Annotated in this window: 17 protein-coding genes; 3 read left to right on the forward strand and 14 right to left on the reverse strand. The window is 64.1% G+C overall.

The window, feature by feature from the left end:
* Positions 1–69: 69 nt before the first annotated feature.
* Positions 70–687, forward strand: a complete 618-nt coding sequence (locus tag ED21_RS15725) for a hypothetical protein (RefSeq protein WP_006831992.1) — start codon at positions 70–72, stop codon at positions 685–687.
* A gap of 88 nt (positions 688–775) precedes the next feature.
* Here the strand turns inward: ED21_RS15725 and rsmD are convergent, their stop codons facing one another.
* From rsmD to ED21_RS01275, 3 genes are read right to left on the reverse strand one after another with little or no spacing between them, the layout of a single operon-like run.
* Positions 776–1321 (reverse strand): 16S rRNA (guanine(966)-N(2))-methyltransferase RsmD, encoded by a 546-nt coding sequence (gene rsmD, locus ED21_RS01265; protein WP_006831993.1) that lies wholly within the window; start codon positions 1319–1321, stop codon positions 776–778.
* Entirely contained in the window at positions 1318–2085 is a 768-nt protein-coding gene (locus tag ED21_RS01270; protein ID WP_006831994.1) for a pseudouridine synthase, read from the reverse strand. The genes rsmD and ED21_RS01270 overlap by 4 nt, the downstream gene beginning before the upstream one ends.
* 18 nt (positions 2086–2103) lie before the next feature.
* On the reverse strand, positions 2104–3267 hold the full coding sequence (locus ED21_RS01275) for an aromatic ring-hydroxylating dioxygenase subunit alpha (protein ID WP_006831995.1): 1164 nt from the start codon (positions 3265–3267) through the stop codon (positions 2104–2106).
* A 70-nt stretch (positions 3268–3337) separates the two neighbouring features.
* Here ED21_RS01275 and ED21_RS01280 point away from each other — a divergent pair, with 70 nt between their 5' ends.
* Complete coding sequence (locus tag ED21_RS01280) at positions 3338–5068, forward strand: MFS transporter (RefSeq protein ID WP_006831996.1); 1731 nt, start codon at positions 3338–3340, stop codon at positions 5066–5068.
* Here ED21_RS01280 and ED21_RS01285 read toward each other — a convergent pair whose 3' ends face one another.
* The 5 genes from ED21_RS01285 to trpB form a co-directional block, all read right to left on the reverse strand.
* Positions 5069–6358, reverse strand: coding sequence for a folylpolyglutamate synthase/dihydrofolate synthase family protein (locus ED21_RS01285; RefSeq protein WP_006831997.1), 1290 nt, complete (start codon positions 6356–6358; stop codon positions 5069–5071).
* Between the two features lie 8 nt (positions 6359–6366).
* On the reverse strand, positions 6367–7215 hold the full coding sequence (gene accD / locus ED21_RS01290) for an acetyl-CoA carboxylase, carboxyltransferase subunit beta (RefSeq protein ID WP_006831998.1): 849 nt from the start codon (positions 7213–7215) through the stop codon (positions 6367–6369).
* Positions 7212–8012, reverse strand: a complete 801-nt coding sequence (trpA, locus tag ED21_RS01295) for a tryptophan synthase subunit alpha (protein WP_034920928.1) — start codon at positions 8010–8012, stop codon at positions 7212–7214. Before trpA ends, accD begins: the two co-directional genes overlap by 4 nt.
* A gap of 265 nt (positions 8013–8277) precedes the next feature.
* Entirely contained in the window at positions 8278–8472 is a 195-nt protein-coding gene (locus ED21_RS15300) for a hypothetical protein (protein ID WP_156787210.1), read from the reverse strand.
* Entirely contained in the window at positions 8469–9704 is a 1236-nt protein-coding gene (trpB, locus tag ED21_RS01300) for a tryptophan synthase subunit beta (protein WP_006832001.1), read from the reverse strand. Before trpB ends, ED21_RS15300 begins: the two co-directional genes overlap by 4 nt.
* A gap of 91 nt (positions 9705–9795) precedes the next feature.
* Between trpB and ED21_RS01305 the strand changes: the two genes are divergently transcribed.
* Entirely contained in the window at positions 9796–10107 is a 312-nt protein-coding gene (locus ED21_RS01305) for a chorismate mutase (RefSeq protein WP_006832002.1), read from the forward strand.
* A 16-nt stretch (positions 10108–10123) separates the two neighbouring features.
* Here the strand turns inward: ED21_RS01305 and ED21_RS01310 are convergent, their stop codons facing one another.
* The 6 genes from ED21_RS01310 to rpiB form a co-directional block, all read right to left on the reverse strand.
* Positions 10124–10348: a hypothetical protein gene (locus ED21_RS01310; RefSeq protein ID WP_034920931.1), complete on the reverse strand. Its 225-nt coding sequence runs from the start codon at positions 10346–10348 to the stop codon at positions 10124–10126.
* Between the two features lie 79 nt (positions 10349–10427).
* Positions 10428–11159, reverse strand: coding sequence for an RNA methyltransferase (locus ED21_RS01315; protein WP_006832004.1), 732 nt, complete (start codon positions 11157–11159; stop codon positions 10428–10430).
* Positions 11146–11613: a transcriptional regulator NrdR gene (nrdR, locus tag ED21_RS01320; RefSeq protein WP_006832005.1), complete on the reverse strand. Its 468-nt coding sequence runs from the start codon at positions 11611–11613 to the stop codon at positions 11146–11148. Before nrdR ends, ED21_RS01315 begins: the two co-directional genes overlap by 14 nt.
* A 15-nt stretch (positions 11614–11628) precedes the next feature.
* A complete protein-coding gene (locus ED21_RS15730; RefSeq protein WP_006832006.1) occupies positions 11629–11952 on the reverse strand; it encodes a hypothetical protein in 324 nt (107 codons plus the stop codon).
* A gap of 12 nt (positions 11953–11964) precedes the next feature.
* Entirely contained in the window at positions 11965–13248 is a 1284-nt protein-coding gene (glyA, locus tag ED21_RS01330) for a serine hydroxymethyltransferase (protein ID WP_006832007.1), read from the reverse strand.
* 7 nt (positions 13249–13255) lie between these two features.
* Positions 13256–13693, reverse strand: coding sequence for a ribose 5-phosphate isomerase B (gene rpiB, locus ED21_RS01335; protein WP_034921161.1), 438 nt, complete (start codon positions 13691–13693; stop codon positions 13256–13258).
* Positions 13694–13737: the final 44 nt, after the last annotated feature.

Here is a 13737-nt window from a genome sequence, read left to right on the forward strand (position 1 = left end):
CAAGCCTTTCGGAACTAACACCTTGATGCGTGAGTAATATCGACAATGACACTCCAAGGAGGAACACAGATGAAGAACCTTATCCTTGCCGGCGCTGCAGCCCTTGCCTTCGCCATGCCTGCCGCCGCTGACCACCACATGGAAGGCGAAGTCACTACATACCAACTTAGTGAAGACCAGATGATGACCTACGACGGCTGGCCAGAAGATCGCCGCGCGGTCTACGATGCATGGCCCTATGGCGTTCAGGAATATTACTGGACGCTGGAGCCCATGCAGATGGAAGGTTTCTGGATGCTGACCGATCCTCAGCGTGTGCGCATCTACGAGATGACGCCCGACCAACGCGCGATGGCCTGGCAGCAAATTAACGCTCAGATGAGCCCCACGAACAGCGCCAGCACCACCGGCACGACGGCGCGCACCACTGCCGCAACCCGCACCAGCACGAGCCCGCGTTTCGTTAGGAGCGAAGTTGTGCAAAACACGCCGGCTGATGCGGGACCGCCGAGCGACGGTGAATTGCCGATCTGCGAGAGCAACGCGCAGGACAATTGCATCAATGCTTGGGAAGCTGGCAAGCGTGGCCCCGGTGTGAACCGTCCGCTGGAATACTGGCCGGGCCGCCCGGCGAGCGAAATCGATGAATCGCTCCCGGCTACGCGCTCGAGCGACGACAATAACTAATCCGAACGTCCAGCCCCGCTAGCTCTGCTAGCGACGACGCTTGGAGTGGGCGGTTCTACCATGGTAGAGCCGCCCGTTTCCTGTGTGCTCAGTTCTTCAAGCGCAGCAGGGTGAGCTTGGCTTTGCCGACCGTGCGTTCGACCTCGATCGCCAGCGCCTTGACCGCGATATCCTCATCCTTGCGGGTTTCCAGCGCGATCCAGGTCGCCGGGCCGAACCAACCGAGCCGCGCCATGCGATCGAGCGCGACCTGACCTGCGCCCGTATCGTAGGGCGGGTCGAGAAGGATGAGGTCATGCGGAGCCTTTGCCGGAGCGAGGCTCATCACCGATGCCTGCTGCACCTGCGTTCGCACGCGACAGTCGAGCGCGTCGATATTGGCGCGGATCGCTTTGATGGCATCAGGCTCCTGCTCGACGAACAGGCAATGTGCGGCCCCGCGGGACAGGGCTTCCAGTCCCAGCGCGCCCGATCCTGCGAACAGGTCCAGCACCGACAGTCCCTCGAACCCTCCCAAGCGGCTGGCGAGCATGTTGAAGAGTGTCTCGCGCGTGCGGTCGGCGGTCGGGCGCGTGCCTTCGCCCTTGGGGGCAACGAGCTTCCGGCCGCGCCAGTCGCCTGCGATGATCCTCACTGGCGGCCACCCCGGCCGAGTTCGCGCTTGAACGCCTGCACGTCGCCTTGCTTGAGTTCGACCGCCTGACCGCGCGGCAAATCGCCGAGGTGGAAGGGGCCGTAACCGATGCGCAACAGGCGGTTCACTTCCAGCCCGAAATGTTCGAGCACGCGGCGCACTTCGCGGTTCTTGCCTTCGCGCAGGGTCATCTCGATCCAGCGGTTGCGGCCCGAGCCGCGCTCGAGGTTCGCCTCGATCTGGCCATAGCGAATGCCGTCGATCGCGATGCCTTCGATGAGGTCGTCGAGCCGCTGCTGTGTAATGTCGCCGAATGCGCGCGCGCGGTAGGTGCGCGGCACGCCCGTGGAAGGCAGTTCCATCGCGCGCTTCATCTCGCCATCGTTGGTGAGCAGCAGCAGGCCCTCGGTGTTGAAGTCGAGACGGCCCACCGGCATCACGCGGCCCGCATCCTTGGGTAGGGCGTTACGCAGCGCGGCGTAGATGGTCGGACGGCCCTTGGGATCGCGCTCCGCCGTCAGCAGGCCGGAGGGCTTGTGGAACGCGAAAAGCCGCGTCTCTTCCGCTTCGCCGACGGGCTTGCCGTCGACCGTCACGCCGCGCAGGCTTTCGAGCTTCACCGCGGGCGTATCGAGCACCTTGCCATCAAGCGACACTCGGCCGTCGGCAATCATGCGCTCGATCTCGCGGCGGCTGGCCACACCCGCGCGCGCGAGCAGCTTGGCGATACGGTCGCCGGCTTCGGGGAGTCTGTTGTCGGACATGGATGCGCGGTTAGGCGCTCAGTTGGCGGCGCGCAAGGCTTCCTCGACGGTCTCGTGGTAGCGGCGGATACCGCCCTCCATCGTGCCCAGCGTTAGCTGAGGAACGGCTCCCGTCGCGAGGCCTTGCTGGCCGAGCTCGGCCGCACGGAAATCCTCGCTCGCAAAAACCCCGCCATCGAGCAGAGCCCAACTTCGCTCCCAGTGATCACGCGCCTTGTCGGTGCTCGGATGCTCGGGGATCAGCATGAAGTCCTCGACGAGCGTGCGGTCGTGCGCCTGCGGCATCATCACCATCAGGTTGATGTAATCGGGGCTGGGGATGACCAGCGCGCCCGGCATGAGCTGGTAGGCAAAGGTCACCACGCGTCGTAGTTGCGCCATATCGGTAAGATCGACGCCTTCCATCTCTTCCAGCCGCCCGACTGCGCTGCGGGCGTGCGGGCCGATCATGTCACCGCTGGTCACACCATCCTTGAAAAACGGACCGATCGTCTGCGCGTGGAGGCGCGTGACGTGGTAGCTCTCGAGGAAGGCGTCCATGATGAGCTTCCAGTTGCCTCTAACCTCGTGGGTCTTGCGGCGGAACAGCACGTGGTCCCCGACGCCGAGCGCATCGAAATCCTCGCCGAGTTTCTCCGCCATCGTGAAATCCGCGGTTTCCTGCTGCGGGCAGAACCAGATCATGCCGCCCGCTTCCCTCGAAGTCAGCTCGACCAGGCCCATGGCGGTTTTGTCGAGATCGGGGAAAGTATCGGGGCGGGGCAGGGCGAGCAGCCGCCCGTCTACCGAATAGGTCCAGGCATGGTAGGGGCAGACCAGCTTCTTCGTGCAGCGCACTTCATCGCCTTCCACAAGTCGGGTCCCGCGATGACGGCAGACGTTCAGGAAGACATGCGCGGTGCCTTCCCCATCCCGAGTAATCAGTAACGGCCTTCCAGTGGCGTCGTGCGGCACCGCCATGCCCGGATCGGGCACCACCGCGCTGGGGCAGAGGATCTGCGGCAGGCGGTCGTAGATCGCGCTCTTCTCGCGGGCGAAGTATTCAGGATCGGTATAGACATGCGCAGGCACGCTCGTCTGGCCGAGACCTTCGCGCGGAACGTCGTTCGCAATATCCTGTGCGAGCGCCAGCATGCCATCGGTCGGACGGCGCCCGTCGAGCAACGTGGAGGGAACTCCCATCGCGCTGTTCCTTTCTCTCTCCGACCGCTAGTGTCGCAAAAAATACACCATAAAGGAAGGACGCTAGGGAATGGCCGAAGTGGTTGCTGAGAAGAAGAAATCGGCCTGGAAGGTGCTCGCGCTGGCACTGACCAATCGCAAGACCGGCTTCATGCTGCTGTTCGGCTTTGCCAGCGGCCTGCCTTTCGCGCTGTTCCTCGGCACGCTGTTCGCCTGGCTGACCGAGGCGGAAGTCGACCTCGAGACGATGGGCATCTTCTCATTGATCGGGCTGGCCTACGCCTTCCAGTTCTTGTGGTCGCCCCTGATCGACAAGGTCAACATTCCCGTCCTGCGCAAGCTGGGGCGGCGCAAGCAGTGGATTGTTCCGGCGCAAGTGCTTCTGGGGACGATCCTCATCACCATGAGCATTCTCGACCCCAAGAGCCAGCTGGGCATGTTTAGCCTGCTCGCCGGGATCGGTGCTTTCGCCAGCGCCACGCAGGACATCGCCATCAACGCCTGGCGTATCGATGTGGCGGACGAAGTGGCCACGATCGACATCCTCTCGACCGTCTACCAGATGGGTTACCGCCTTTCCTCGCTGGTGGGCGGCGCGCTGGGCCTGGTCATCGCCGCGCGCATCGGCTGGCCGGAAACCTACGCCCTGATGGGCGCGATCCTGCTGTCGGTAGGCTTCGTGGGCTTGTGGGCTCCCAACGCGAGTGAAGTCGCCGCCGATGTCGCGACCGAGAGCGAACTCCAGGTCCGCGCACTGCGCAAGTCGGGCGAATTGGAGCCCTCGGTTCGCAACCGCGCGCTGCTGCTGGTCGGCCTGCTGTGGGCAGGGGCCATCGGCACGGTGCTGACCTTTATGATCCTATCCATGGCGAACGCGCCGGAAGATCGGCCCAATCCCACCGAATTTACCGCAACTTTCGGTCCGTTGATTATCCTTGCGACCATTATCCTGCCTGGTCTCATCGCCGGCTGGCTCGCCGGGCAGAAGAAGAAGGGCAAGCACGTGCTCGCCGCCGATGCGTCGGAGGCCACAGGCGGGGCTTTTGCGCTTGACCACCTCTACCGCGCGCTCGTCCTCCCGCTGGTGGAACTCGTGGGCCGGGTGGGCTGGGCGCTGGTGCTCATCCTCGCGGTGGTGCTGACCTACCGCATCTGCGACGCTATCTGGGGGAGCTTCGCCTATCCCTTCTACCTCGGCGAGCTGGAGTACACGAACGATGACGTCGCATTTGCGTCGAAATTCTTCGGTGTCGGAGCGATCATCCTCGGGCTGGCACTGGGCGGTTTCATGCTCACTACCATTGGACGCATGGCAACGCTGCTCATCGGTGGCATCCTCGCCGCGCTGACTAACCTCCTCTACGCCGATATGGCCGTGGGCGGGCACAATATGGCCGCGTTCAGCCAGGCCGTGGGCTTCACCTATCTTATCGAGCAGGTGCCGGGCATCGGCGATGCGGAGTTGGCTAAGCTGACCATCACCATCGGCTTCGAGAACCTTGCAATTGGCATCGCCGGGGCGGCCTATATCGCCTGGCTATCGAGCATCGTGTCGAAGAAGTTTAGCGCCGTGCAATACGCGCTGCTCGCCTCGCTCACGCTGTTGGTCGGCACGCTGGGGCGCGGCGCGTTGGGCGAGATGATCGAGAACCAGGGCTATTACGACGTTTTCATCCTGACGACCTGGATTGGGCTCGCTGCTGCCATGCTGGTGTGCTTCGAATGGTACCGCGAGAGCCGCGGCAAGAAGCAAGCGGGAATCGTCGCGCCCGAAGCAGGAGAAGCCGTCCCGGCGGAATGATCAGTCGGGCAGTTCGTCGTTGAGCCGTAGGACCTCGCCCGCGAGGTAAAGCGAACCGGAGACCAGAACAGGCAGGCCATCCTCGGGAAGGGCGGCAAGGGCTGAAGGCACGTTCTCGGCTTGCTTCGCTGTCGGGCCAAAGGCGGCGGCCTCGTGCCAGTCATGGCCGGGCACAGGGACAACCGTGATGCTGGCGATCGCGTCGGCCAGCGGCTCGATAATGGCGCGCGGGTCCTTCGCGTCGAGCATGCCGATAACGAGATGCAACCGCTGTCCGGCAAAATGCTTGCCGAGAATGGCTCCGGCCGAAGGGTTGTGCCCGCCGTCGAGCCAGACCTCGCGGTCTCCCGTTAGCGGCCCCGGCGCGAGGCGCTGGAGGCGCGCGGGCCACCGGGCGGCGCGAAGGCCCTCCGCCATCGCGTCTCTCGACACCGAGACATGGTCCTGATGGCGCAGCATGGCGATCGCGAGCGCGGCGTTCTCCGGCTGGTGCGGACCGGGCAGGAGGGGGAGCGGGAGGACAAGTTCGCCGTGCCGGTCGGCGTAATGCAGGCCCGTTTCGCTCACGCTGATCGACCATTCGCGCCCGCGCATGGCGAGCGGCGCACCGTTGCGCATGGCGGCGGCTTCGACCTCCAGAATCGCCGCCTCCGGATAGGACAGCGTCACGAGCGAGGAGCCGGGTTTTGCGATACCCGCCTTTTCGAAGGCAATGCGGGCGAGAGGGACTTCCGGCACGCCGTCCTCGGGCGCGAGCAGGAAACGCTCGTGGTCAATCCCAAGCGCAGAAATTCCGCAGGCCGCAGGCTTTTCGAGCACGTTGGTCGCATCGAAGCGCCCACCAAGGCCCACCTCGACCACGCAGGCATCCGCCGGAACGCGCGCGAATTCGGTGAAGGCGGCGGCGATGGTGACTTCGAAGAAGCTGGAATTGAGGTCCTCGCCCGCATCCAGCACATCGGCCAGCAGTTCGGCCAGTCGCTCGTCCGAGATCAGCTCGCCCGCCACGCGGATGCGCTCATTGTAGCGTACGAGGTGTGGGCTGGTTGTTACGTGGACCTTGTACCCTTCGGCCTCCAGCATCGCGCGCAGGAAGGCGCAGGTGGAGCCCTTGCCGTTGGTTCCGGCGACATGGAACACCGGCGGCAGTTTCTGGTGTGGGTTGCCGAGCCTCTCCAGCAGCGCGCGGATCGTCTCAAGCCCCAGCCGCCCATCGGGCACGCTCAGGGCCGCCAGCCGGTCCAGCTGGGCCTGCACGGCGGAATTATCGGAGCGGGCGAAGTCCCGCATGGCGCGCGTCAGGCCGCTTCGGCAGGCACGAGATAGTCGATGATCGTCGCCAACGTGTCCTTCAGGTCGTGGCGATGCACCACCATGTCGACCATGCCGTGCTTGTGCAGGTACTCGGCGCGCTGGAAGCCGTCGGGCAGCTGCTCGCGGATCGTGTCCTGGATCACGCGCTGGCCGGCAAAGCCGATGAGCGCGCCGGGCTCGGCAATATGCAAATCACCCAGCATGGCGTAGCTTGCCGTGACACCGCCCGTAGTCGGGTCGGTCAGCAGGACGATATAGGGCAGGCCGGCCTGTTTCAGGCGGCGCGTCATTACGGTCGCCTTGGGCATCTGCATGAGGCTCAGGATGCCTTCCTGCATGCGCGCACCGCCAGCCGCGGTCACGACGATATAGGGCGCGCGCAGCGTCAGCGCGCGCTCGGCGCCCTGGCAGAAGGCGGTGCCCACGGCCATGCCCATGCTACCGCCCATGAAGCTGAAGTCCTGCACGCCGACGACGGCGGGTTTGCCCTCGATCGTGCCTTCACCGACGAGGAAAGCATCCTTGTGCGGGCTCTTGGCACGCGCCTGCTTGAGGCGGTCGGTGTACTTCTTCGAATCGCGGAACTTGAGCGGATCTTCGGTCACATCCGGCACGGGAAGCGTAGCGAAGCCTTCGTCGAGCAGCAGCGCGAGGCGACGGTCGGCACCGATGCGGCCGTGATGATCACAGCGCGGGCAGACATCGCCATTGTCGGCATATTCCTGCCCGAAGACCATCTGCTGACAGCCGGGGCACTTGACCCAGAGATCCTTGTCGGTGGTGCGCTTGGGCAGCCAGCCGATATTGTTACGGACGCGTGTAAACCAGTTCATGCGGCGCCCTTTGCCGCCGAATGCACTGCCTTGGCAAGGCTTGCCGTATATTCGCGCAGCTTTTCCGGAGCGTCAGCGCCGTGTTCGCCGACCAGTTCGACCAGCGCGGAGCCTACGACAACACCGTCCGCAACCTGGGCAATGGCACCCGCCTGCTCGGGCGTGCGGACCCCGAAGCCGACTGCGATGGGGAGGTCGGTCGCAGCCTTCAGGCGTGCCACCGCTTCCTCGATCGAGGTCTGCGCAGCCTGCTGCTTGCCGGTGATGCCCGCGACGGAGACGTAGTAGAGGAACCCGTCCGAGCCTTCGAGCACCTGCGGCAGGCGCTTCGCATCGGTGGTTGGGGTGGCAAGGCGGATGGGAGCGATGCCCGCCGCGCGCAGCTGCGGGCCGAGCGCGTCGTCTTCCTCGGGTGGGATGTCGACGCAAATCACGCCATCGATACCCGCTTCTTTGGCGGCATTGGCGAACCAGCCCGGCCCGCGCCGGATCATCGGATTGGCATAGCCCATCAGAACCAGCGGCACGTCCGGATGACGCTCGCGAAACTTGCGTGCGATGCGCAGAACATCGGCGGTGGTCGTGCCTGCGCCGAGCGAGCGCAGGTTTGCGTTCTGGATTGCGGGACCATCCGCCATGGGATCGGTGAAGGGCATCCCCAGCTCGATCACATCCGCGCCGCCCTCGACCAGCGCGTCGAGATTGGCCGCCGTGTCGCCATCGCCTGCGGTGATGAAGCAGACGAGCACAGGATGGGATTTGGAGAAGGCGTTGGAGAGGCGGTTTGGGGCGCTCATGACTTGGGCGGCAATCCTACAGCTTGGAACGGATGGAACACGGTCCTGGCGGAAAATCTCTCGGGGCCGTGAAAGGGCCGGAAATCGGCGTTTCGATGAGTTTGAAGGCGGTCATTCGATTACTATGCCAGAGCTACGTCTGTGTAGGACAGAGGGGCTTGGCGCCTTCCGAAAGGGAAGGACACTCCACCTTCACCCCGGACCCCGGATCAAGTCCGGGGTGACGAGCGCGGGTTGGGGCTTGGCAAAGGGGTGGGAGATGCGATCAGGCATTGTTCTCATCGTGATGAGCCCAACTAATCAGGCGTTTAATCGGAGTGATGACAGCAAAAGCAACTGCAAGCAGTCCTACCTCATTCAGCTCACTCGGCCAGCCGAACGCTAGATGCAAAGTGCCGAAGAAGAGCGCGGCAATTAAGCCGCCTATTGCGGCTTCTCGAACCTCAATTAGCCAATTCACATCTTCACTCCCAGCCGCTCGGCGACGGTGAAGATGTCCTTGTCCCCGCGTCCACACAGGTTCGCGAGAATGATGCTGTCCTTCGGCATTTCCTTCGCGCGCTTCGCCACCGCTGCAACCGCGTGGCTCGGCTCCAGCGCGGGAATGATGCCCTCGGTGCGGCAGAGGAGCTGGAAGGCCTCTAGCGCTTCCTCGTCAGTGATAGCCGTGTATTCGACGCGGCCCGTGTCCTTGAGCCAGGCGTGCTCGGGGCCGATGCCGGGATAATCGAGGCCGGCGCTGATCGAGTGGCCTTCGGTGATCTGGCCGTCATCGTCTTGCAGCAGATAGGTCCTGTTGCCATGGAGCACGCCGGGGAAGCCGCCGAGGAGGCTTGCCGCGTGCTCGTCGCCATCGAGGCCGTGGCCTGCCGCCTCGACACCGAGCATTTTCACGTCCGGATCGTCGAGGAAGGGGTGGAACAGGCCGAGTGCGTTCGAGCCGCCGCCGATGGCGGCCACAAGCAGGTCGGGAAGGCGGCCGATGCGGTCCTGCATTTGCTGGCGCGCTTCCTTGCCGATCACGCTCTGGAAGTCGCGGACGAGCTCGGGATAGGGATGCGGGCCTGCGGCAGTGCCGATGATGTAGAAGGTGTCGTGGACATTCGCGACCCAGTGGCGCAGCCCTTCGTTCATCGCATCCTTCAGCGTGCCGCGCCCGCTGGTGACGGGCACGACTTCCGCGCCGAGCAGCTTCATGCGGAAGACATTGGGCGACTGTCGCCGCACATCCTCTGCGCCCATGTAGATGACGCAAGGCAGGCCGAAGCGCGCGCAGACGGTGGCGGTGGCGACGCCGTGCTGGCCCGCGCCGGTTTCCGCGATAATGCGCGTCTTGCCCATGCGGATGGCGAGCAGGATCTGCCCGATGCAATTGTTAATCTTGTGCGCGCCGGTGTGATTGAGCTCGTCGCGCTTGAACCAGACCTGCGCGCCGCGCCCCTCGGGAGAGCCAACTCGCAATGCTTCGGTGAGGCGTTCCGCGAAGTAGAGCGGCGAGGGGCGGCCCACGTAATGTTCGAGGAGGTCGTCGAACTGCGCCTGGAATTCGGGGTCGGCCTGCGCTGCGCGGTATTCGCGCTCGAGGTCGAGGACCAGTGGCATCAGCGTTTCGGCAACGTAGCGGCCGCCATAGTCGCCGAAGTGTCCGCGCTCGTCCGGCTGGTTCTTATAGGTGTTCGGATTGCTCGCCATGGCTCCCCCATGCCGAGGGATTGCGGACAAGTCGAGAGAGGCTTTGGTTTGTCCTCGACAAGCGCCATTCAACGCGCCATTCGCCCCGTCCATGGACGAGAATTACAAGCTGCCCGAAGACTGCGAGACCATGGCCGAAGTGCGCAAGGGCGTGGACGCGACTGACCGCGAACTGATGGCGCTGCTCGACCGCCGCTTCGGCTACATGCGCGCCGCCGCCCGGATCAAGACCGACCGCAATGTCGTGCGTGACGAGGCGCGCAAGGCAGAAGTGATCGAGAACGCCCGCGCCGATGCAGAAAAGCGCGACCTTCCACATGGGAAAATCGCGCAAATCTGGGGCCTTCTGGTCGAAACCTCGATTACTTACGAACTGGTCGAGTGGGATCGCATTCGTAGCTGATCGGATCCGGCTGCGATCAATTGCCCTGGTTGAATTCGGTCCAACCTTCCTTGGTCAGGCAGACCCTTTCCTTGCGGCGGCTGCTCATGTCCATGCGGATGTAGCGGCAGATTTTTTCATTCTTCGCATCGGCAGGCTGCTGCGAATCCGTCTTCTTTTCATCCTTCTTGTCTTCCGGTTCGGTCGCCAAAGCGGGGGCCGAAAGGGTTGCAAGGGCGAGTAAAGGCAAAGCGAAACGCATGGTAAATCCTCGAATTGTCTGGAGAAAATCTTCAACTTCTCCCTACCGGCCTTCTGACGAAGGATCGATAATTAATCGACTAACTGCGTTTGGCGTCACGCTGAAGCGATGACAATACCCCGCGGAGCGTCCGCACTTCGAGGTGATTCCAGCCCGGCTTGGTCAGCACACCGCGAAGCGTGCGGCGGGTGGCCTCAGCTCTAGATTCGGGTAGGAAATAGCCCTTCGATTCGAGCATGCCTTCCATATGGGCGATCAGACCTTCCAACTCCTTTTGCGGGGCGGGGGGAAGCTGGTCCTCCTGCGTCGGCTGGACGAGGCTTTCGTGCTTCGACCATTCATAGGCGCAAAGGATGACCGCCTGCGCAAGGTTCAATGAGCCGAATTCGGGATTGATGGGCACCGTCAGGATCGCGCGAGCGAGCGCGACGTCCTCCGTCTCCAGGCCGGATCGTTCGGGGCCGAACAGGATCGCGCTGCGCCCGTCGGCCTGCGCCATTTCGCGGCTTGCTTCCTCGGGCGTGTAGACGGGCTTGGTTACGCCGCGCTTGCGCACGGTGGTGGCGTAAACATGGGAGCAATCGGCCAAGGCCTCGGCGGTGCTGTCGAACACGCGGGCCTTTTCAAGCACGATGTCCGCCCCGGCAGCGGCAGGCCCGGCATCGGGGTTCGGCCATCCGTCGCGCGGGGTCACCATGCGCAGTTCGACCAGCCCAAAATTGAGCATCGCGCGCGCCGCCTTGCCGATGTTCTCGCCCAATTGCGGCCGGACGAGGACGACGACCGGCTTTTTCGGCTCAGCTGCGCTCATTGGCGGCTTCCTGCACCGTGCTGGCGAACTCCTCGAAATCGCGCGCTTCGCTGAAATCGCGATAGACGGATGCGAAGCGGATATAGGCGACGCTGTCGATCTGGCGCAGGCCGTCCATCACCATCTCGCCGATCCGCTGCGAGGCGATTTCCGGCTCGCCCGCGGTTTCGACCTGGCGCTGGATGCCGCTGACCAACTGGTCGATCCGTTCCGGCGCGACATCGCGCTTGCGGCAGGCGAGCGAGATCGACTGTTCGAGCTTGCTTCGGTCGAAGGGCTGGCGGCGATCGCCGCTTTTGACGACGGTGACTTCGCGCAGCTGGACGCGTTCGAAGGTCGTGAAGCGGGCGCCGCAACTGGAGCACTGGCGGCGGCGGCGGATCGAGGTGGCGTCCTCGGTCGGCCGGGAATCCTTCACCTGGCTGTCGTCATGGGCGCAGAATGGGCAGCGCATGGAATGTCCGTGTGTTCAGTGGCGCAGGCGCTTGTAAAGCATGAAGCCCGCGCCTGCGACGAGGCCCATCGGCCAGGTCACGACGGGCAGGACGCCCGCAGCGATTGCGCCGACTGCCGCGCCGGTCAGCACCGGCTTGGTCGATGGATGGTCGAGACCTTCCTTTGCCATCGCCTTGATCTCGGCGGTTGCATCGGGGACCAGGTCGTGATCGCCGTAGGAATTGCGGGGCTTCTCTTCCTCGCGGCGGCGCGAGGAATAGCGATCACGCTCCGGTTCGCGCTCGTCCTGCGACGGTCGGGAATTCATCGGTTCGCGGTCGTCCGGGATTTTCGCCATGAGAAACTCTCCTTACCTGCCGGGATAGACCGGGAAGGCCTTGCACAATTCGGCGACGCGGTCACGCACGGTCTGCTCGACCTGACCATCGCCCTCGGTGCCGTTCTTCGACAGGCCGTCGACGACTTCACAGATCAGCTTGCCCACCGTTTCGAACTCGGCCTCGCCAAAGCCGCGGGTGGTGCCCGCGGGCGTGCCGAGGCGGATGCCGCTGGTCACGAAGGGGCTGCGCGTGTCGTAGGGAATGCCGTTCTTGTTGCAGGTGAGCCAGGCGCGGTCGAGGCCGGCTTCGGCCGCCTTGCCAGTCACGTCCTTGGCGGTCAGGTCGACCAGCATGGAGTGGTTGTCCGTGCCGCCCGAAACGACGCGCAGGCCGTTCGCCTCGATACTCTTCGCCAGAGCGCGGGCGTTGGCGACGACCTTCTTGGCGTAGCTCTTGAACTCGGGACGTAGCGCCTCGCGAAACGCCACCGCCTTCGCCGCTACGACATGCATCAGCGGGCCGCCCTGCATGCCGGGGAAGACCGCCATGTTGATCGGTTTGGTGAACTCGTCCTCGTTCCACAAAATCACGCCCGAGCGGGGACCGCGCAGGCTCTTGTGCGTGGTGGTTGTCACGACATGGGCGTGCGGGAAGGGGTTGGGATGCTCGCCGCCGGCAACGAGTCCGGAGATGTGGCTCATGTCGACCATGAGGTAGGCGCCGACCTCGTCCGCCACCGTGCGGAAGGCTTCCCAGTCCCAAACCCGGCTGTAGGCCGTGCCGCCCGCGATGATGAGCTTTGGCTTGTGCTCTTTCGCGATGGCCATGACCTCATCCATGTCGATGAGTTCATCGTCCTTGCGCACGCCGTAGCTGACGGGGTTGAACCACTTGCCGCTCATGTTGACCGGCGAGCCGTGGGTCAGGTGCCCGCCCGAATTGAGGTCCAGGCCCATGAAGGTATCGCCGGGCTGCAGCAGGGCGAGGAAGACCGCCTGGTTCATCTGGCTGCCCGAATTGGGCTGAACATTGGCGAAATTGCAGCCGAACAGCTCCTTCGCGCGCTTGATCGCCAGCGTTTCGACGACGTCGGCATAGTCGCAGCCGCCGTAATAGCGCTTGCCCGGATAGCCTTCGGCGTATTTGTTCGTGAACACGCTGCCGGTGGCTTCAAGGACGGCGGTCGAGGCGATGTTCTCGCTCGCGATCAGCTCGATCTTGTCCTGCTGGCGCGCGAGTTCGTTGCGGACTGCGGCATAGACCTCGGGGTCGGCCTGTTCGAGCGTGTCGTTCCAGAAACGGTTGTCGGTCATGCGGGTCCTACAGGCTGGGATTGCAGAGCTTGTCGACGCGGCGCTGGTGGCGCCCGCCGGCGAATTCTGTTTCGAGGAAAGCGGTGACGCAAGCCTTAGCCATGTCCACGGCGGTCAAGCGCGCGCCAAGCGCGATGCAGTTCGCGTCGTTGTGCTCGCGGGCGAGGGCGGCCGATAGCGGCTCCGAAACCAGCGCGCAGCGCACGCCCGGATTGCGGTTCACGCTCATCGAGATGCCGATCCCGCTGCCGCACAGCGCAATGCCGCGCTCAGCTGTCCCGTCGGCAACGACGCCGGCGAGCTTGTAGCCAAAGTCGGGATAATCGACGCTTTCGTTGGTCTCCGGCCCGAGGTCGGCGACCTCGTGACCCTGTTCGATAAGCCAGTCGCGCAAGGCTGCTTTGAGCTCGATGGCGGCATGGTCGGAAGCAAGGGCGATACGCATGGCCGCCCCCATAGGCACTCCCGCCGATTCTCTCCACCCCGTTC

Source organism: Erythrobacter sp. SD-21, from assembly GCF_000181515.1.
Lineage (GTDB): Bacteria > Pseudomonadota > Alphaproteobacteria > Sphingomonadales > Sphingomonadaceae > Qipengyuania.